Raw genomic sequence first — 17824 nt, 5'->3', positions numbered from 1 at the left:
GGCAGATTACGACAGCGGTGTGAATGAAAAATGACGGTCAGGCGCAGGCCAGCGGTCAGAAGGTGGGCGGCGTGATCACCCAGATGACCACCGTGTCCACCTCGCCAGGGTTGCCATAGCGGTGCGGCTCCTGGCTGGGAAAACTGAAGCTGTCGCCTTCATCGAGCAGGAAGTGGCGCTTTCCCACCCACAGCTCGAAACGCCCTGACAACACATACCCGGCTTCCTCGCCTTCGTGGCTGTAGCTCTCCTGGCTGTAGGCGCCCGGCGGGAAGCGCGAATGCAGCATCTCCAGCTGGCGGTTGGGCTGCGGGGTGAGCAACTGGTCGACCACGCCATCTTCGTAATGCACGCTCAGACGGCTTTGCCTGCGCACCACGAAGCCCTGGTCCTCGGGCGCGGTGCTGGCTTCGCTGGCGAAGAACCACTGGATGGTCACCCCCAGGCTGCGGGCGATGTTGAACAGCGCCGGGATCGAGGGGTACGACAGGTTGCGTTCCAGCTGGCTGATGTAGCCAGCGGTCAACTCGCTGAGGCGGGCCAGTTCCGCCAGGGTCATGCCGCGGCGCTTGCGCAGGCCGCGGATGCGGGTGCCGAGGAACTGCGGCGCGGCGGCACCGCCTTCGGCGAGTTGCGGGACGAGGGGGCGCTGGCTCATCGAGGGTCGGTCCATCGGTAAAAACCGGGAGTATGACCAGCCTCAGAGCGACCAGGCAACCGCCAGGCCGTCATGGATTGCCTCTTCAGCGGTTCGTGGAGCCAGGCAATCGCCGATGCGCCGTACTTCGACCAGCCCGGCCAGTTCCTGGGCCAGGGTGTCGACAGGCTGGTGACCGAGGCACAGCACCAGGGTGTCGATCTGTTCGAAGATCATGGGTTCGCCACTGGCGGTGTGCTGCAAGTACACGGTGTTGTCGTCGGTGCCATAGAGGCGGGCGTAGGGGGTGATGGGGATACCCAGGCGGTGCAGTTCGCCGGCCATCTGGTCACGCACGTAGAGCGGCAGGCTTTCGCCGCAGTGAGTGCCATTGACAGCCAGTTGCACCTGATGACCTTCGCGCACCAGGCGTTCGGCGATGCCTGGGGCGATCCAGTCGCAGCGCCAGTCCAGCACCAGCACCGAGCGCCCCAGGGCGTGCTCGTTGCGCAGCACCTGCCAGGCATCCACCACCTGCAGCTCGCCGCTGCGCTCAAATGCAGGCCAGTAGGGGGTGGCACCGGTGGCCGCGATCACCAGGTCTGGCCGTTCGCGCTCGACCAGCGCGCGGTCTACACGGGTATTGCGTACCACCTGCACCCCTGCCAGTGCCAGTTCGCGCTGCAAGTTGGTGCTGGCGCCGCCGAACTCGCTGCGCCGTGGCAGCAGTTGCGCCAGCAGCACCTGGCCGCCGAGCTGCGGGCCCGCTTCGTACAGCGTCACTTCATTGCCTCGGGCGGCGGCGACGATGGCCGCCTTCATGCCTGCCGGACCACCGCCAGCCACCAGGATACGCTTGCGCCGGGAGGCAGGTGTGACGGTGCCGTACTGCAGTTCACGACCGGTTTCCGGGTGCTGGATACAGGAGATCGGCAGGCCCCGATGGAAGTGGCCGATGCAGGCCTGGTTGCAGGCGATGCAGGCGCGCACGTCTTCGACACGGCCTTGTTCGGTCTTGGTCGGCATCTGCGGGTCGCAGATCAGCGCACGGGTCATGCCGCACACATCGGCCTGGCCACGGGCGAGAATCAGTTCGGCTTCCTGCGGCTGGTTGATACGGCCAGTGACGAACAGCGGGATGTCCAGGCGCGCCTTGAAACTGCCGGCTTCGCGGGCCAGGTAGGCCGGTTCGATGGCCATCGGTGGGACGATATGCACCGCGCCACCCAGGGTCGCCGAGGTGCCGGCGACGATGTGCAGGTAATCGACCTGATTCTGCACCGCGATGGCGGCCGCCAGTGATTCGTCTTCGCTCAAGCCTTCGCTGTCACGCTCGTCGGCACTGATGCGCAGGCCGACGATGAACTGTTCGTCAGTGGCTGCACGCACCGCTGCCAGCACTTCGCGCAGAAAACGCAGGCGTGCTTCGAGGTCGCCGTTGTAGCCATCGGTACGACGGTTGACACGTGGATTGAGAAACTGCGCGGGCAGGTAACCGTGGCTGGCCACCACTTCAACGCCGTCCAGCCCGGCCTGGTGCAGGCGCCGGGCTGCACTGGCGTAGCCCTGGACGATTTCGTCGATCATGGGCTGCTCCAGGGCGCGCGGCATCACGCGAAAGCGCTCGTTGGGCACCGCCGAGGCCGAGTAGGCCACTGCCAGCAGGCCATCGGCCGATTCCATGATCTCCCGGCCGGGATGGAACAGCTGCGACAGCACCACGGTGCCGTGTGCGTGGCAGGCCTGGGCGATACGTCGGTAACCGTCGATGCAGGCATCGTCGGTGGCCATCAGCACATGCGAGGTGTAGCGCGCGCTGTCGTGAACCCCGGCGACCTGCAGCACGATCAGGCCGGCGCCGCCCTCGGCGCGGGCGCGCTGATAGGCGACGAGCTTGTCGTTGACCAGGTTGTCGGTGGGCAGGCAGGTGTCGTGACCACTGGACATGATGCGGTTCTTCAGGCGTTTGCCACGGATCTGCAAGGGTTCGAACAGGTGAGCGAAGGCAGTCGACATGCGTACGAGCTCCAGCGTGCGTTCTTGTTTTTTTTCATGGAAGTGTACCTTAAGTAAAAAATCAACTTGTTTTTTTACTTTGGCAGGACTAGCGTTCGGCTCATCCCCTCGTACTGGGATAAGCTCGTCCCCACAAGAACAACCCTGGATGACACCATGCACCCCAGCGAACGTACCCTGCGTGAGGAACTGGCCGCCTGTTATCGGCTGATTGCGCATTTCCGCATGACGGACCTGATCTTCACCCACATCTCGGTGCGCGTGCCCGGCCCCGAGCATCATTTTCTGATCAACCCCTATGGCCTGCTGTTCGAGGAAATCACCGCGTCCAACCTGGTGAAAATCGACCTGCAAGGGCGTGCCGTGGAGGCGTCGCCGTACCCGGTCAATCCGGCTGGCTTCGTCATCCACAGCGCCATCCACGGCGCACGCGAGGATGCCCAGTGCGTGTTGCACACCCACACCCGTGCCGGGTGCGCGGTGGCGGCGCTCGAGTGCGGGCTGCTGCCGGTCAACCAGATCTCCATGGAGTTCTACGGCAAGGTCGCTTACCACGACTATGAGGGTGTCGCCCTGGACATGGACGAGCAGCAGCGACTGGTCGCCGACCTCGGGGACAAGCCGGTGATGATCCTGCGCAATCATGGGCTGCTGACGGTGGGGCGCACGGCCGGCGAGGCGTTTCTGCGCATGTTCTACCTGGAGAAGGCCTGCGAGATCCAGTTGGCGGCGCAGAGTGCCGGGAAGGTGGTGCTGCCATCGCCCGAGGTCTGCGCGCATACCGAGCAGCAGTTCAATGCTCCGGCGAGGCCGCTCAAGCCCGGTGAGCTGGCGGACCCGGATGCCATGGGGCTGGCCTGGGGTGCGCTGTTGCGCTTGCTGGAGAAAGTGGCGCCGGATTATCGGGACTGACGGCAGAAGCGGCTTTTTGTAGCGAAAGGCCGCTTCTGCAAAAGACCGGTGTCGTCGGTCAATGTGCCTGGGGTTCGATCAACTGCGCCGGCGCTTGCCTGGCCTTGCCCCGGGCAACCCAGTAATACAGCACGCTGGGTACCACCAACCCGATCAGCCACGACACATCGACACCGCCCAGGTGCGCAACCATGGGCCCGGTGTACAGCTTGGTGTCAATGAAGGGCATCTGGATCAGCACGCCGATGCTGTAGACGATGATGCCGGGCCAGTTCCAGCGGCCATAGCGCCCGTCGGGATCGGCCAGGGCAGGGATGTCGTAACGCTCGCGGGTAATGAAGTAGTAGTCCACCAGGTTGACCGCGCTCCAGGGCACGAAGAAGGTCAGCAGGAACAGGATGAACGACTTGAACGCACTCAGGAACGAATGCTGACCGAGCAGGGCCACCAGCGTCGCAGCCCCCACGATGCCGAGCACGAACAACAAGCGCTGCAAGCGACTGATCTGCAGGCTGCCGCGAAAACCGCTGATGATCGTGGCGATGCACATGAAGCTGCCGTAGCTGTTCAGGGTTGAGATGGTCACCTTGCCGAAGGCGATGGCGAAGTACAGCAGCGCCGCGGTGGTGCCGGCGCCACCCAGGCCGACGATGTAGGCCACTTCACGCCCCGAAAACTGACCGCCGGCAATCGCTGCGGCGAACACGCCGAGGATCATCGATGCCTGGGCGCCGATCACCGAGCCCAGGCCGGCGGCGAGGAAGGTCTTGAGCGGCGACGTGTTGCTGGGCAGGTAGCGTGAATAATCGGCGACGTAGGGGCCGAAGGCGATCTGCCACGAGGCGGCCAGCGACACCGCCAACAGGAACGAGGCCCAGCTGAAGTGGCGGTTGTCGAGCAGTTGGCCGATATCGGCGAGCATCAGGATACGGCTGAACAGATAGACGAACGCAATGATCCCCAGCACGCTGGCGACACGGCCGATCCAGTGGATCACGCGGTAGCCGGCGAGGGTGGCCAGCACGATCACGCCAGCGAAGATCAGGATACCGGCACTGTCGCTGACACTGAGCAACTGGCCGATAGCCTGGCCCGACAGCACTGTGCCGGTGGCAGTGAACCCCAGGTACATCAAGCACACCAGCACCATCGGGATGGCCGCGCCATAGACGCCGAACTGCACGCGGCTGGAGATCATCTGCGGCAGCCCCAGTCGCGGCCCCTGGGCGGCGTGCAAGGCCATGACCGCTCCGCCAATCACTTGGCCCAGCAGCAGGCCGATCAGCGACCAGAACACATCACCGCCAAGCACGACGGCGAGGGCGCCGGTCACGATGGCGGTGATCTGCAGATTGGCTCCCAGCCACAGGGTGAACTGGCTGTACACGCGTCCGTGGCGTTCAGCTTCGGGAATGTAGTCGATCGAGCGCCGCTCGATCACGGGCTTGCTGGACATGTGGTGCTCCGCTGGTTTGTTGTTGTAGGGCGGGGAGGGCATCCTGAGGGATGACTCTGCTCTTATATCATCATGTATATACAAGATGGTCAATGCGCTGGCATCGACTTTTGGGATAGCGAAAAGGTCACTGCAAAACCATCCACCACTTGCATAAACAGCTGACTGTTGCGCAACCCTAGGCCGCAACTGTGCTGGTCGCTGGCGAAGGAATACCCTTATGCTGTAACGAAATATGTCGTGAAATGCCTGATAGAAGGAACACCACAATGCCAGTCAAGGACCTGCTGATCGCCCTGTTGGTGATCATTGCCTGGGGCGTCAACTTCGTGGTCATCAAGGTCGGGCTCGACGGCCTTCCGCCCATGCTGCTCGGCGCCTTGCGTTTCATGCTGGTGGCCTTTCCGGCGATCCTCTTCATCAAGCGCCCGAACCTGCCCTGGCGCTGGCTGATCGCCTATGGCGCGACCATCTCCCTCGGGCAGTTCGCCTTCCTGTTCCAGGCCATGTACAGCGGCATGCCTCCGGGGCTGGCTTCGTTGGTACTGCAATCGCAGGCGTTCTTCACCTTGGGTTTCGCTGCGCTGTTTCTGGGGGAGCGGTTGCGCCCGGCCAGTGTGCTCGGGTTGCTGGTGGCGGCCGGCGGCCTTGCGGTGATCGGCAGCGAAGACAGCAGTCATGTGCCATTGGTGGCGCTGCTGTTGACCCTGTGCGCCGGCGCCATGTGGGGCATGGGCAATATCATTACCCGGCGCTTTGGCTCGGTGGACCTGGTGGCCCTGGTGATCTGGGGCGGGTTGATCCCGCCGCTGCCGTTCCTGGCGCTGTCGTGGTGGTTGGAGGGGCCGGAGCGCATCGGTCATGCGCTGGCCAACATCGGCATGAGTTCGGTGCTGGCGTTGCTCTACCTGGCGCTGGTCGCCACCATGCTCGGCTACAGCCTGTGGAGCACATTGCTCTCGCGTCACCCGGCCGGCAAGGTCGCGCCATTTTCGCTGCTGGTGCCGGTGATCGGCCTGAGCTCCTCGGCCTGGCTGCTCGACGAGCGCCTGAGCGCCGCACAGGGTTGGGGGGCGCTGCTGGTGATGCTGGGGCTGCTGATCAATGTCTTCGGGCCCCGCCTGAGCCAACGCCTGCGAGCTGCCAGCGCGCAGTAACCTGTCGAACGCGAGGCTCTGTTAGCATCTGGGGTTTTCCAGAACCACGGAGCCGCGCCCATGATCATTTCCACTACCAGCCAGCTCGAAGGTCGCCCGATCAGCGAGTACCTCGGCGTGGTCAGCGCCGAATCGGTGCAGGGCGTCAACTTCGTGCGCGATTTCTTCGCACGCTGGCGCGACTTCTTCGGCGGTCGCTCGCAAACCCTGGAAAGCGCATTGCGCCAGGCGCGCGAGCAGGCCACCGAGGAACTGCTGGAGCGGGCACGTCGCTTGCAGGCCGATGCAGTGGTGGGCGTGGACTTCGAAATCAGCATGCCGTCCGTGCAGGGTGGGATGGTCGTGGTGTTCGCCACCGGGACGGCTGTGCGTCTTAAATAGCGGCGAGGTGCCACTGGTCGGGCAAAGGTCTTTCGTCCGGGTGGTCTGCAAATGACCGGCTAGTCTCAGTTCAACGAGCCGTGTTTCTCTGGGCAAGCAGGCTGCTTGCCGACGCGGTCGCCTTTGGAGGGGAGACAGGGTATGAGCGAGTCCTATATCGAAGACCTGAACGACGCATTCCCGATCAACAGCCAGGTACGTTGCGGCCAGACGGCCTTTCACCTGGGTTTTGCCAACATGACCCTGGACGAATCCGAGCAGCTTCAGCCGGCCCACTTGCAGCGCAGCAAGAAAGGGCGCTTCACGCCACGGGTGCCCGCCAAAAAGTCATCCTGACGCCTCATTGATGCCCATCGCAGGGGCCTGCTCCGGGCATGAAAAAGCCCGGCCTTGCGGGCCGGGCTCAAGTAGCGGTGTACAACTCAGTTGAGTGGGTCGATCACCTTGACGGTCTGCTGCTCACGGGCGGCAGGCCATTCTTGTTGCAGGGTCATGAGTACGCGTTCGACGAACTGAGTGTCGGCGGCGGCCTTCTTGCCGACGTAGCCCTGGCCACGGCGGTAGACCTTGAAACGGGCGCACATGCTGTCGGGCATATGCAGGTCGGATTCGTCTTCGACGGTGTTGGCCGGCAGGCGGTCGAGGCGGACCTCGCCAGTCTGGCTGACCCACAGCAGGTGGTCGTCGAGGCTGTCCTTGCGTGCGGCGAACAGCTGAGCCAATTGGTCGATCGTAGGATTGTTGTTCAAGTTCATCATAAAGCCCCCATTACCCATTCGTTGGTGATTTTCACAGTTGGCGCCACAGCGGTGTAGCGCTCTACCAAGGCTGCTACAGCAGCATCGCAACAGGGGCTTTCTCACGCTGCCTTTTGGACAGTTTCCCTCTCCACGGACGGCCTGCGTTACCGCGCAGGCCGTCTGGAACACCCTTGCCACCGCTCCCGATCAGGGAGACGGCCTCATCATGCACAAGGCTGGGGAAGGGCGTCAATGGGTTTGTAGTGAAAATTTTTAGTCACTACATCTTGTCGGACAATCCTGCTTTTTCAGGGGAATAGCGCGCACTCAAGGTCATCCCTTTCAAGATGTTCGCGTGCGATTGTGTGAGGGCTGGCAGGGGCTTGCCGAAAGTTTTTTAGTGCCTATGAGATCGAGCGCCGCCCGCGCGGCGCTCGATCTCATAGACGCTGAAAATCTTTCGGCGAACCCCTCTCAGCCTCTACGCAAACACCTTGAAATGCATGGCACTCAAGGCGCTACGGCAGACAGGATCGCGTGGGCTGCACGGACCCGTTCATCGTTGGGGTAATTGCGATTGGCGAGCAGCGCGATGGCGACCCCCTTGGCAGGCACAAAGGCGACGTAGGCACCGAACCCGGTAGTGGCCCCGGTCTTGTTGTACCAGTACGCCGGGCCGGCCGGTTGTGCGGGTTGCAGCCGTGTAGCGATTTGCGGCTCACGGATCATCTGCACACCATTGCCCTTGATCAGGGTGTCGAGTGCGACCGGGTAGGGGTAGCGTTCCCAGCCCAGGCCCTGGGTCATGTCGCCCACCTGGAAGTAGCCGCCGTGGGTGATGGCGATCGCCTTGGCCATATCCGCCGACAATCCCTGTGGATCGAGTTGCGCGCGCAGGTAGGTGAGCATGTCGGTAGCGCTGGTCTTGATGCCATAGGCTTCGTCGGCGAAGGCGCCAGGGCTTACGCGAATCGGGCGCTCATTGGCGTCGTAGCCCTGGGCGTAGTGGCCGCGTTCTGCTGCCGGGACCTGCAGGTAGGTGTGCTTCAGGCCCAGGCTCGGGAGCAGGCCTTGCTGCATCAGTTCGGCGAACGGGCGCTTCTGCGCCTGCGCCGCGAGGTTGCCGAACAGTCCCAGGCTCGGATTGGAATAGCAACGGCGGGTGCCGCGCTCGGTTTTCTGCTGCCATTGCTGGAGGAACACCAACGCCTGCGCGTCGTTGGCCACCGCGTCGGGGAACTGCAAGGGCAGGCAGTCGGCACTGTAGGCGCCCAGCTCCAGCACGCTCGCCGTACCCAGGTCCGACTTCGCCAGCGCTGGCTGGTAGCGGCTGGCCGGGGCATCGAGGTCGAGCTTGCCTTGGGCGCTGGACAGGGCGACGAGGGTGGCGGTGTAGGTCTTGCTCACCGAGCCGACCTCGAAAAGCGTGTCGTGGGTCACAGGCCGGTTGTCGTCCTTGTCGGCCACGCCGTAGCTGAAGTAGTGCGCCTGGCCGTTGGCGTAGACCGCCACGGCCATGCCGGGAATGTGTTGTGCCTGCATCAGTGGCTGGACGATGGCGTCGACCTGGCGTTGCAGGTCGTCGGCCAGCGCAGGGGGGGCGGACACCGCCAGGGCCAGGGTGAGCAGGACGGGGCGTAGGCTGTACATCGATAGGTTTCCTTGCCTGGAAGAGGGCCAATGTCCGTTCAGCGACACTGGCGGGGGTTCCGGCGTTAGCGCCGAGAGAGCGCAGACCTTATCGTCAGGCCTTGCACCATGACAAGACGGACACTTCATGAAGTACCTGCGCATGCTTTTCGATAAATTCACCCTGACCCTGCTCTCGGTGGTCCTGCTTGCCACCTTGCTGCCCTGCTCGGGTGACGGCGCGGTCGCCTTTGGCTGGCTGACCAACCTGGCGATTGCCCTGCTGTTCTTCCTGCACGGCGCCAAGCTGTCCCGCGAGGCGATCATCGCCGGGGCCGGCCACTGGCGCCTGCACATCCTGGTGTTCTCGTGCACCTTCGTCCTGTTCCCGTTGCTGGGCCTGGCGTTCAAGCCCCTGTTCGTGCCGCTGGTGGGCAACGAGCTGTACCTGGGCTTGCTGTACCTTTGTGCCTTGCCGGCGACCGTGCAATCGGCCATCGCCTTCACTTCGTTGGCACGTGGGAATGTCCCGGCAGCGATCTGCAGCGCGGCGGCCTCCAGCCTGCTGGGTATCTTCCTTACGCCGTTGCTGGTGATGCTGTTGCTGGGTGCTGACGGCGATACCGGTTCGGGGCTCGATGCAGTACTGAAGATCACCTTGCAGTTGCTGGTGCCCTTCGTGGCCGGGCAGATCGCCCGTCGCTGGATCGGCGCCTGGGTCAAGAAGAATGCACGCTGGCTGAAGATCGTCGACCAGGGTTCGATCCTGCTGGTGGTCTATACCGCGTTCAGTGAAGCGGTGGTGACGGGCTTGTGGAGTACCGTCTCGCCGCAGCACTTGCTGGGTCTGTTCGTCGCCTGCGGCGTGTTGCTGGCAGTGGTGCTGCTCGGTACCCGCTTGCTGGGGCGCGTGCTGGGCTTCAGCGTCGAAGACCGCATCACCATCCTGTTTGCCGGCTCGAAGAAGAGCCTGGCCACCGGGGTGCCGATGGCTCAGGTATTGTTCGTGGGGAGCGGGATCGGCGCGATGATCCTGCCGCTGATGCTGTTCCACCAGATCCAGCTGATGGTGTGTGCGGTGCTGGCGCAGCGCTACGCAGCGCGTGAAGTGGTGGGCGAGGAAGCTTCGGCGGCGTCCTGACGCAGAGGGTGGTGTGAGCGGGACGCGAAGCGCGTACCGTTCACACCAACGCTCGCTCTATCCCGCCCGCCACCAGGCTCTCCATCAGCCCGACGCCTTGCAGCTCGGGCACGCCACGCGCTTGCAGAACGCCCGGCAGCTGGTTCAGCAAGCTGCCCAGCACATGGCCGGCCGCTGCCAGCACCTCGCCGCCATGCCGCGCCTTGGGCGCGACCAGTTGCAACAGCCCGGTTTCGTAGTCCTGGCGCAGCTCGCCCAGGCGTCTCTGCTGAGCCTCGCTCAGGCAGCAGAAATCCCGCTCTGCCAGACGAAACTGCAAAGGCCGTTCTGCATGCAGTTGCCAGTGTGCGGCAATCAGGCCAGGCAGTGCCGGCTTGCCCCGGGCCAGTGCCCGGCGGCCCTGGTCGAGCGTAGCCAGCAGTTCTTCGTACAGTTCCTCGATCAGGTCGAACAACAAGTCCTGCTTGCTCGGGAAATGGTGGTACAGCGAGCCCGCCGTCAGCCCGACATGCGCGGCCAGCTCGCGCATGCTGACCTGGCCGAAGCCTTTTTCGGCGAACAGCGCCATGGCCCTGTCGCGGCGTTCCTCGAAATTGGCGCAGCGCAGGGCAGCAGTGACTGGCATGGCGCGCGCTCCTCAGTAGGTGAAGAAACCACGGCCGCTCTTGCGCCCGAGGTATCCGGCGGCAACCATCTCCTTGAGCAGCGGTGCAGGGCGGTACTTGCTGTCGTTGAAGCCCTCGTGGAAGGCCTCCATGATCGCCAGCAGGGTGTCCAGGCCGATCAGGTCGGCCAGGGCCAGCGGGCCAATCGGTTGGTTGCAGCCCAGGCGCATGCCCGTGTCGATATCCTCGGCGCTGGCCAGTCCCTCCTGACGCACGAAGATCGCTTCATTGATCATCGGCACCAGGATGCGGTTGACCACGAAGCCCGGGCGATTGCCCGCAGTGATCGGTGTCTTGCCCAGTTTCTCGGTGACCAGCAGCGCCTGGGCGTAGGTCGTGTCGCTGGTCTGCAGGCCACGGATGACCTCGACCAGGGCCATCATCGGCACCGGGTTGAAGAAATGCACGCCGATGAACCGCTCAGGGTGCTCGATGCTGGCGGCCAGCTGAGTGACCGACAGCGAGGAGGTATTGGTGGCGATCAGGCACTGTGCAGCGACACTGGCGGCCACCTGCTGGAGGATGCGCTGCTTGAGCGCCAGGTTTTCGGTGGCGGCCTCGATCACCAGTTGCGCGCTCGACAGCTGTGCGTAGTCGGTACTGGTGCGGATGCGTGTCCTGGCTGCTTCGGCTTTGTCCGCCTCAAGGGTGCCCTTGCTGACCTGGCGCTCCAGGTTCTTGCTCAGTGTGGTGACACCGCGCTCCAGCGCAGCGTCACTGACATCGATGAGCAACACTTGGAAACCGGCTATCGCGCACACCTGGGCGATGCCGTTGCCCATGGTACCGGCGCCGATCACGGCAATCTGCTGAATGGTCATGTCGATGCTCCCGTCACACGCGCTCAAAGACCACGGCGATGCCTTGGCCGCCGCCGATGCACATGGTGGCCAGCGCATAGCGGCCCTGGATACGCTGCAACTCGTGAATGGCCTTGGTGGCGATGATCGCGCCGGTGGCGCCGACCGGGTGGCCCAGCGAGATGCCCGAACCGTTGGGGTTGACCTTTTCCGGATCGAAGCCCAATGCCTGGGCCACGGCGCAGGCCTGGGCGGCGAAGGCTTCGTTGGATTCGATCACGTCCAGGTCGTTGACCGACAGGCCGGCTTTTTCCAGCACCTTGCGCGTGGCCGGGATCGGGCCCAGGCCCATCAGCTCAGGTTCGACCCCGGCATGGGCGTAGGCCACCAGCCGTGCCAGCGGCTTGAGACCCAGGCGGCGCACCGCATCGCCAGTAGCCAGGACCAGGCCAGCGGCGCCGTCGTTGATCCCGCTGGCATTGCCAGCGGTGACGCTGCCGTCTTTCTTGAACGCGGTGCGCATCCCCGCCAACTGTTCGGCACTGACATCCCCGCGCACGTGCTCATCGATGGCGAACTGCACGCTGCCTTTGCGGGTTTTCAGTTCGATCGGCACGATCTGGCTGTCGAAGCGGCCTTCGGCGATGGCGCGGGCGGCGCGACGCTGACTGGTCAACGCCAGTTCGTCCTGCATTTCACGGGTGATGCCGTGCTTGGCGGCGACGTTCTCGGCGGTGATACCCATGTGGAAGCCTTCGAATGGATCCTGCAGGATGCCGACCATGTAGTCGATGCCCTGCAGGTCACCCATGCGCGCACCCCAACGGGCTTGCGGGAGCAGGTAAGGGCCGCGGCTCATGGACTCGGCGCCAGCCGCCAGGGCAATGTCGGTATCGCCCAGCAGCAGGCCCTGGGCGGCGGATACGATAGCCTGCAGGCCCGACCCGCACAGGCGGTTGACGTTGAATGCCGGGGTTTCCTTGGGAATGCCGGCGTTCATCGCCGCCACTCGGCCCAGGTAGGCGTCGCGGGGCTCGGTCGGAATCACGTTGCCCATCACCACATGGCCGATCTGCTCGGCGGCCACGCCCGAGCGCTCGATGGCAGCGCGCGTTACGGCGGTGGCGAGGTCGGCCAGCGGCAGGTCCTTGAGTGAACCACCAAAACCACCGATGGCCGAACGCACTGCACTGACGACGTAGATTTCTGCGCTGCTCATATATAGCTCCGATTGCGAAGGCGTGGCGGGACGGTGCCGGGCTCTGCGAGAATGGCGACCGTTGCGGATGGGCTCCGAGTCTAGGCAAAGGCCGAGAAAGGGCCTATGCCGAAACTGCTCAGTCAACCTGGCATTTTTTGCCACTCAGCATAGACAGCGGATATCCGTCATGCGCGAAAGCGATTCGGTCGCGGTGTACTTTCTCAATGCCATGCTCCACGCCCTGCGCGATCGCCCCGAGGCGCGCGATGCGCAACTGCGTGCGGTCGGCATCGACCCGGCGCTGCTGGCCCAGCCCCAGGCGCGGGTGCCGGCCAAGGCGTTTGCCCGGCTGTGGCTGGCGCTGATCGAAGACCTGGACGACGAGTTTTTCCGTCTCGACAGCCATGGCATGCCGATGGGTAGCTTTGCCCTGATCTGCCGTGGCTTGATCCAGGAGCTGACCCTGGAAAAGGCCCTGCGCCAGTGCCTGGGCAATTTCGCACTGTTCCTGCGCGATTTGCGCGGCAGTTTTGCGGTGCGCGGCGGGCGTGCGGTGATCAGCGTGCAATCGAACATCGGCGATCCTCTGACCCGGGTCTATGCCGAGGAAACCTTTCTGGTGCTGGTCGTCGGCCTGCTGTGCTGGCTGGCTGGAAGACGCATCAGCATCGACCGCACCGAGCTGGCCGTGGCGCGCCCCGCACAGGACGACGACACGCTGCTGTGGGGACCGGACCTGCGCTTGGGCAGCGGGCGGACCGAAGTGGAGTTCGACAGTGTCTGGTTGCGCCTGCCGGTGGTGCAGGACCTGGCCGCGCTCAAGACCTTCCTGCGCAGCGCGCCACAGGGCCTGGTGATCCGTTTTCGCAACCAAGGCGACCTGGTGGCGGAGGTTTATCGCCACCTGCGCAGCCGTGGCTACGGACAGTGGCCGACCCTGACTGCCATGGCCGAGCGCCAGGGCCTGAGCGCCAGTACCTTTCGCCGGCAACTGGAGCGCGAGGGGCGCTCGTACCAGCAGATCAAGGACGAAGTGCGCCGGGCCATGGCGTTCGAGCGATTGCGCGAGGGGCAGTTGAGCATTGCCGAGATCGCCGAGCAGACCGGGTTCCAGGAGCCCAGCGCCTTTCATCGTGCATTCAAGAAGTGGACGGGGCAGAGTCCGGGGAGTTATCGGACCCGGCTGGGCGTGAACCCATAGATGGCCTGGGCCGCATGGCGGCCCCAAAGGCTCCACCTCAAGCCGGCACCATGGCAAAGCCGACACCAAAGCGGTTCCAGGCATTGATGGTAGCGATCGCCAGGGTCAGGTTGGCGACTTCGCCCGCTTCGAAATGCTCCAGCAGCGCTTCGTATTCGGCCTGCGGTGCACCGCGTTCAGGCAAACGGGTGAGGCTTTCCAGCCAGGCCAGCGCGGCGCGCTCACGGGGCGTGAAGAAACGGGTTTCCTGCCAGACGCTCAAGGTCTGCAAGCGTGCCTCGGTTTCGCCCGCCTTGCGCGCATCGTTGGCGTGCAGGTTCACGCAATAGGCGCAGCCGTTGATCTGCGAGGCGCGCAGGCGCACAAGTTCGAGCAGTGAATGCTCCAGGCCGCACTTGGCCAGGACCTGCTCCAGGCCGACCATGGCCTTGTAGGCTTCAGGGGCGTGCCTGGCCCATTCGATTCGATCGTGCATGGTGATTCTCCAGTCAGTTCAAGTCAGGGGTGATTCGTGGTGCCAGCGTAGCGCCGTTGCCTGCAGGGCCCGATAGCCAATCCCGCTATTTGCCGGGAGGCCAATGCCGGCATTCGTGCGGCCACTGACCTGCATCCAATCTCTTCATTTCTGCCGCGCGCCAGCAGCCGGGATAATGGCTGCCTGTTGTTCGAGGAGTATCGATTCATGTCCAACGAAACCTTCATGCGTGAAGCATTGGCGCTGGCCCGCGCCAATATCGAGGCGGGTGGCCGCCCGTTCGGTGCAGTACTGGTGTATCAGGGCCAGGTCGTGGCCCGTGCGGTCAACGAGATTCACAGCACCCAGGACCCGACCGCCCATGCCGAATTGCAGGCGATCCGCAAAGCCGCCCAGGCCTTGGGCCGGTCGCGTCTGGACGGCGCTGAAGTCTATGCCAGCGGCCACCCGTGCCCGATGTGCCTTGCTGCCATGCACCTGTGCGGCATCGAGCGGGCATGGTTTGCCTATGACAACGACGAGGGCGAGCCTTACGGGCTGTCCACGGCGGCGGTCTACGCGCAGATGGCACGTGCGCCGCAGCAGCAGAGCCTGCCACTGCGGGCGCTCAAGCCCGAGGGCGAGGGCGGCCTGTACCAGCAGTGGCGGCAGGCGAACCCGGCATGAGAGGCGCGTTGAACCTGCTGCTGGTGATCCTGCTGGCCCTTAACCTGCGGCCGATCCTGACCAGCATTGGTCCCTTGCTCGAACCCATGCGCAACAGCACCGGGCTTGGCTACCAGCAAGCGGCGTTGCTCACGGCGCTACCGGTGCTGTGCATGGGGCTGGTGCCTTTGCTGCAGCCTTGGCTGCGGCGTTGGATCAGCGAGCACGGCGGGATGCTGGGAGGGCTTTTGGCGATTGCCGTGGCCTGCCTGTGGCGCCTGCAGTTGGACAGCGCTTGGGCTTTGATCGCCAGTGCGGCAGTTGCCGGGGTTGGAGTGGCGGTGGTACAGGGCATGATGCCCGGGCTGGTCAATCGCTGGTTTCCGACCCGTCTGGCGGCGTCGATGGGGTTGTATTCGGCGGCCTTGATGAGCGGCGGCGGCCTGGCTGCGGTGCTCGGCCCGGCCGTCAGCGAGGCAGCGGGGCGCTGGCAGGCGGGGCTGGGCATCTGGGCAGTGCCAGCGCTGCTTGCGCTGTGCGGCTGGGCCTGGCTACGCCCGCGCCACGACACGCCTCACCTGGCCGGTGCCAGCGGCGGTCACTGGTTCGGTAATCGCCGTGCCTGGTTGTTGGCGCTGTATTTCGGCCTGATCAACGGTGGCTACACCAGCATGGTCGCCTGGTTGCCGGCCTATCACCTGGAGCACGGCGGTACAGCTCAGGGGGGTGGTGAGTTGGTGGGGTTGATGACCATCTTCCAGGTCAGTGGCGCGCTGGGGCTACCCTTGCTGCTGAGGCGCCTGCATGACCGGCGGCCTGGTCTGTGGCTGGCGCTGGCAATCCAGTTGGGTGGCTTTCTCGGCTTGCTGTGGGCGCCTACCCAGGCGATGGGGCTTTGGGTGGCGATGATCGGCCTGGGGCTGGGTGCGTGCTTCAGCCTGAGCCTTACCCTGACTCTCGAGCATCTGAAAACACCGGGCGAGGCGGGGAGTCTGGCTGCTTTCGTGCAGGGTGTCGGCTTCATCGTCACCGGCACCGTGCCTTATGTGACCGGCTGGCTGCGCGCGTTCACCGGCGATTTCCAGGCTGCCTGGACGCTGCTGACGCTGACCGTGGTGGCAATGCTGCTGGTGACCGTACGCTTTGCCCCCCAAGGCTACGCCGCTGCCATGGCCCGGCGGGGGCGCTCGCTGCAGGCGACGACGCTCAACTGAGCTGCTGCAGGGCGTCGCGCACGCGGTCCAGCGCCGGGTCGATGTCCAGCCGCTCGATGGCGCCGAAGCCCATCAGCAGCCCCGGACGCACCGGCACGTCGTTGAAGAACGGCGCCAGTGAATAGACGCCGACTTCGACCCGACGTGTCAGCCGGACCAGCAACTCCACATCGACTCCAGGTGCGGCCAGGGCGCTGAGGTGAAAGCCGGCGCTGGCCGGTACGGCGCTCAGCCAGGGCGCCAGGTCGCTGTCCAGGCGTGCGAGGATTCGTTCGCGCCGCGCGGCATAGATGTCGTGGCAGCGGCGAATATGGCGGTTCAGGTGCCCTTCGCCGATGAAACGCGCCAGCGCCCACTGCTGCAGGCTCGGGCTGTGCCAGTCGCTGAGGTGCTTGGCCACGCAGGCGGCGCGCAGGACGTTGGGTGGCAGTACGGCATAGCCCAGGCGCAGCTCCGGCAGCAAGGTCTTGGAAAAGGTGCCGACATAGGCCACCAGCCCATGTCGATCCAGGCGTTGCAACGCATCGCTGGCCGGGCCCTGATAGCGAAACTCGCAGTCGTAGTCGTCCTCGATGATCAGTGCTCCCAACTCGGCTGCGCGGGCGAGCAGGACGTGTCGGCGCCGCTCGCTCATCGGCATGCCCAGCGGGAACTGGTGTGACGGCGTCACGTAGATCAGCCGGGTGCCGTCAGCGATCTGCTCGACGCACAGCCCTTCATCGTCCACCGGCACCGACTGCAAATCGGCGCCCATCGCCAGAAACAGCTGGCGTGCCGGCGGGTAGCCGGGATCCTCCATGGCCACGCGTGTACCGGGTTCGATAAATACCCGGGCGATCAGGTCCAGCGCCTGCTGGGCGCCGTTGCACACCAACACATCGGCGGCGCTGCAATGTACGCCGCGGGCGAAGGCAATGTGATGGGCGATGGCTTCGCGCAGCTCGGGCAGGCCCTGGGCCGGGAACTGGCGCTCGCTGTGGCGCTGGCTGCAGCGCAGGGCGTACTGCAGGCAGGCGCGCCATTGATCGAAGGGAAACTGGCTCTTGGCCGATACGCCGCCGACGAAGTCGTAACGCGAGGGCGCCTCGAGCGCGGAGCGGCCGAGCACGGTGGCGCGTTGCTGCCAGCGTTCCAGGCTGCTGGCGGCGGCCAGGGCAATCGGCTCGACGTCGCTGGCTTGCAGGGCCCGGCGTGGGCTGACGAAGGTGCCACGTCCGACCACGCCGCTGAGCAGGTTGTCGTAGGTCAGCCGCGAGTAGGCTTCGGCCACGGTCTTGCGCGATATCCGCAACTGCTCGGCCAGCAGGCGCGTGGGAGGCAGCTGGGTGCCGACTGCCAGGTGGCCGCTGTCAATGGCGCTGCGCAGCTGCTGGTAGAGCTGCTCGGCCAGGCCCTTGCGGCCCTCCAGGCGAATGTGTAGTTCCATGGGGCTATCCGGATGGGGGACGGCCTAGCTTCCGATTTCGGGTGGCGGCTCGCAAGTTTTGTTGTTCGGCGGGGGTTCTTTTGCGCCTGTGAGATCGAGCGCCGCCCGCGCGGCGCTCCGACTTGCCC

Annotated in this window: 18 protein-coding genes; 8 read left to right on the top strand and 10 right to left on the bottom strand. The window is 64.7% G+C overall.

Going from position 1 to position 17824, the window contains the following annotated elements:
- Positions 1-55 precede the first annotated feature (55 nt).
- Together HU748_RS23740 and HU748_RS23735 are read right to left on the bottom strand one after the other, a co-directional pair.
- Entirely contained in the window at positions 56-658 is a 603-nt protein-coding gene (locus tag HU748_RS23740; RefSeq protein ID WP_186722181.1) for a cupin domain-containing protein, read from the bottom strand.
- A gap of 42 nt (positions 659-700) precedes the next feature.
- Complete coding sequence (locus HU748_RS23735; protein WP_186722179.1) at positions 701-2653, bottom strand: FAD-dependent oxidoreductase; 1953 nt, start codon at positions 2651-2653, stop codon at positions 701-703.
- A 144-nt stretch (positions 2654-2797) separates the two neighbouring features.
- Here HU748_RS23735 and HU748_RS23730 point away from each other — a divergent pair, with 144 nt between their 5' ends.
- Positions 2798-3565, top strand: a complete 768-nt coding sequence (locus HU748_RS23730; RefSeq protein WP_272979759.1) for a class II aldolase/adducin family protein — start codon at positions 2798-2800, stop codon at positions 3563-3565.
- A gap of 58 nt (positions 3566-3623) precedes the next feature.
- On the opposite strand, the gene HU748_RS23725 is transcribed toward HU748_RS23730, so the two are convergent.
- On the bottom strand, positions 3624-5021 hold the full coding sequence (locus HU748_RS23725; RefSeq protein ID WP_186664349.1) for a cytosine permease: 1398 nt from the start codon (positions 5019-5021) through the stop codon (positions 3624-3626).
- 269 nt (positions 5022-5290) lie between these two features.
- On the opposite strand from HU748_RS23725, the gene HU748_RS23720 reads away from it, so the two are divergent.
- The 3 genes from HU748_RS23720 to HU748_RS23710 all read left to right on the top strand — a co-directional run bounded on the left by HU748_RS23720 (position 5291) and on the right by HU748_RS23710 (position 6895).
- Positions 5291-6178 (top strand): EamA family transporter, encoded by an 888-nt coding sequence (locus tag HU748_RS23720; RefSeq protein ID WP_186722177.1) that lies wholly within the window; start codon positions 5291-5293, stop codon positions 6176-6178.
- Positions 6179-6238: 60 nt separating this feature from the next.
- The gene (locus HU748_RS23715) at positions 6239-6559 is read left to right on the top strand and encodes a YbjQ family protein (protein WP_186708985.1); all 321 of its coding nucleotides are present in this window, start codon (positions 6239-6241) and stop codon (positions 6557-6559) included.
- Positions 6560-6700: 141 nt separating this feature from the next.
- Positions 6701-6895, top strand: coding sequence for a hypothetical protein (locus HU748_RS23710; RefSeq protein WP_186664354.1), 195 nt, complete (start codon positions 6701-6703; stop codon positions 6893-6895).
- A gap of 86 nt (positions 6896-6981) precedes the next feature.
- Here the strand turns inward: HU748_RS23710 and HU748_RS23705 are convergent, their stop codons facing one another.
- Complete coding sequence (locus tag HU748_RS23705) at positions 6982-7317, bottom strand: hypothetical protein (RefSeq protein ID WP_186664356.1); 336 nt, start codon at positions 7315-7317, stop codon at positions 6982-6984.
- Positions 7318-7809: 492 nt separating this feature from the next.
- On the bottom strand, positions 7810-8949 hold the full coding sequence (gene ampC, locus HU748_RS23700) for a class C beta-lactamase (protein ID WP_186722175.1): 1140 nt from the start codon (positions 8947-8949) through the stop codon (positions 7810-7812).
- 127 nt (positions 8950-9076) lie between these two features.
- Here ampC and HU748_RS23695 point away from each other — a divergent pair, with 127 nt between their 5' ends.
- Entirely contained in the window at positions 9077-10069 is a 993-nt protein-coding gene (locus tag HU748_RS23695) for a bile acid:sodium symporter family protein (RefSeq protein ID WP_186664360.1), read from the top strand.
- 40 nt (positions 10070-10109) lie between these two features.
- On the opposite strand, the gene HU748_RS23690 is transcribed toward HU748_RS23695, so the two are convergent.
- Genes HU748_RS23690 through HU748_RS23680 form a run of 3 tightly spaced genes read right to left on the bottom strand, consistent with a single transcriptional unit; the run spans position 10110 to position 12753 of the window.
- The gene (locus tag HU748_RS23690; RefSeq protein ID WP_186664362.1) at positions 10110-10694 is read right to left on the bottom strand and encodes a TetR/AcrR family transcriptional regulator; all 585 of its coding nucleotides are present in this window, start codon (positions 10692-10694) and stop codon (positions 10110-10112) included.
- A 12-nt stretch (positions 10695-10706) separates the two neighbouring features.
- The gene (locus HU748_RS23685) at positions 10707-11555 is read right to left on the bottom strand and encodes a 3-hydroxybutyryl-CoA dehydrogenase (RefSeq protein WP_186722174.1); all 849 of its coding nucleotides are present in this window, start codon (positions 11553-11555) and stop codon (positions 10707-10709) included.
- Between the two features lie 13 nt (positions 11556-11568).
- Positions 11569-12753 carry an acetyl-CoA C-acyltransferase family protein gene (locus tag HU748_RS23680; RefSeq protein ID WP_186664364.1) on the bottom strand — a complete coding sequence of 395 codons (1185 nt, stop codon included), beginning with the start codon at positions 12751-12753 and terminating at the stop codon, positions 11569-11571.
- A 169-nt stretch (positions 12754-12922) separates the two neighbouring features.
- On the opposite strand from HU748_RS23680, the gene HU748_RS23675 reads away from it, so the two are divergent.
- Positions 12923-13936 (top strand): AraC family transcriptional regulator, encoded by a 1014-nt coding sequence (locus HU748_RS23675; RefSeq protein WP_186722173.1) that lies wholly within the window; start codon positions 12923-12925, stop codon positions 13934-13936.
- A gap of 37 nt (positions 13937-13973) precedes the next feature.
- On the opposite strand, the gene HU748_RS23670 is transcribed toward HU748_RS23675, so the two are convergent.
- Positions 13974-14411, bottom strand: coding sequence for a carboxymuconolactone decarboxylase family protein (locus HU748_RS23670; RefSeq protein ID WP_186711473.1), 438 nt, complete (start codon positions 14409-14411; stop codon positions 13974-13976).
- Positions 14412-14618: 207 nt separating this feature from the next.
- Here HU748_RS23670 and HU748_RS23665 point away from each other — a divergent pair, with 207 nt between their 5' ends.
- Together HU748_RS23665 and HU748_RS23660 are read left to right on the top strand one after the other, a co-directional pair.
- Positions 14619-15077 carry a nucleoside deaminase gene (locus HU748_RS23665; RefSeq protein WP_186664370.1) on the top strand — a complete coding sequence of 153 codons (459 nt, stop codon included), beginning with the start codon at positions 14619-14621 and terminating at the stop codon, positions 15075-15077.
- Complete coding sequence (locus HU748_RS23660) at positions 15074-16270, top strand: cyanate transporter (protein WP_186664372.1); 1197 nt, start codon at positions 15074-15076, stop codon at positions 16268-16270. Before HU748_RS23665 ends, HU748_RS23660 begins: the two co-directional genes overlap by 4 nt.
- Here HU748_RS23660 and HU748_RS23655 read toward each other — a convergent pair.
- Positions 16263-17696 (bottom strand): PLP-dependent aminotransferase family protein, encoded by a 1434-nt coding sequence (locus HU748_RS23655; RefSeq protein WP_186722172.1) that lies wholly within the window; start codon positions 17694-17696, stop codon positions 16263-16265. The genes HU748_RS23660 and HU748_RS23655 overlap by 8 nt on opposite strands.
- Positions 17697-17824 lie beyond the last annotated feature (128 nt).

Source organism: Pseudomonas sp. RW3S2 (assembly GCF_014268955.1).
Classification (GTDB): domain Bacteria; phylum Pseudomonadota; class Gammaproteobacteria; order Pseudomonadales; family Pseudomonadaceae; genus Aquipseudomonas; species Aquipseudomonas wayambapalatensis.
The sequence above is the reverse complement of the archived record's forward strand: the minus strand, read 5'-3'. Positions and strand labels throughout refer to the sequence as shown.

Coding starts and splice junctions, on each gene's coding strand:
- HU748_RS23740 (WP_186722181.1), bottom strand. CDS start 658: ATGAGCCAGCGCCCCCTCGTCCCGCAACTCGCCGAAGGCGGTGCCGCC.
- HU748_RS23735 (WP_186722179.1), bottom strand. CDS start 2,653: ATGTCGACTGCCTTCGCTCACCTGTTCGAACCCTTGCAGATCCGTGGC.
- HU748_RS23725 (WP_186664349.1), bottom strand. CDS start 5,021: ATGTCCAGCAAGCCCGTGATCGAGCGGCGCTCGATCGACTACATTCCC.
- HU748_RS23720 (WP_186722177.1), top strand. CDS start 5,291: ATGCCAGTCAAGGACCTGCTGATCGCCCTGTTGGTGATCATTGCCTGG.
- HU748_RS23715 (WP_186708985.1), top strand. CDS start 6,239: ATGATCATTTCCACTACCAGCCAGCTCGAAGGTCGCCCGATCAGCGAG.
- HU748_RS23710 (WP_186664354.1), top strand. CDS start 6,701: ATGAGCGAGTCCTATATCGAAGACCTGAACGACGCATTCCCGATCAAC.
- HU748_RS23705 (WP_186664356.1), bottom strand. CDS start 7,317: ATGATGAACTTGAACAACAATCCTACGATCGACCAATTGGCTCAGCTG.
- ampC (WP_186722175.1), bottom strand. CDS start 8,949: ATGTACAGCCTACGCCCCGTCCTGCTCACCCTGGCCCTGGCGGTGTCC.
- HU748_RS23695 (WP_186664360.1), top strand. CDS start 9,077: ATGAAGTACCTGCGCATGCTTTTCGATAAATTCACCCTGACCCTGCTC.
- HU748_RS23690 (WP_186664362.1), bottom strand. CDS start 10,694: ATGCCAGTCACTGCTGCCCTGCGCTGCGCCAATTTCGAGGAACGCCGC.
- HU748_RS23685 (WP_186722174.1), bottom strand. CDS start 11,555: ATGACCATTCAGCAGATTGCCGTGATCGGCGCCGGTACCATGGGCAAC.
- HU748_RS23680 (WP_186664364.1), bottom strand. CDS start 12,753: ATGAGCAGCGCAGAAATCTACGTCGTCAGTGCAGTGCGTTCGGCCATC.
- HU748_RS23675 (WP_186722173.1), top strand. CDS start 12,923: ATGCGCGAAAGCGATTCGGTCGCGGTGTACTTTCTCAATGCCATGCTC.
- HU748_RS23670 (WP_186711473.1), bottom strand. CDS start 14,411: ATGCACGATCGAATCGAATGGGCCAGGCACGCCCCTGAAGCCTACAAG.
- HU748_RS23665 (WP_186664370.1), top strand. CDS start 14,619: ATGTCCAACGAAACCTTCATGCGTGAAGCATTGGCGCTGGCCCGCGCC.
- HU748_RS23660 (WP_186664372.1), top strand. CDS start 15,074: ATGAGAGGCGCGTTGAACCTGCTGCTGGTGATCCTGCTGGCCCTTAAC.
- HU748_RS23655 (WP_186722172.1), bottom strand. CDS start 17,696: ATGGAACTACACATTCGCCTGGAGGGCCGCAAGGGCCTGGCCGAGCAG.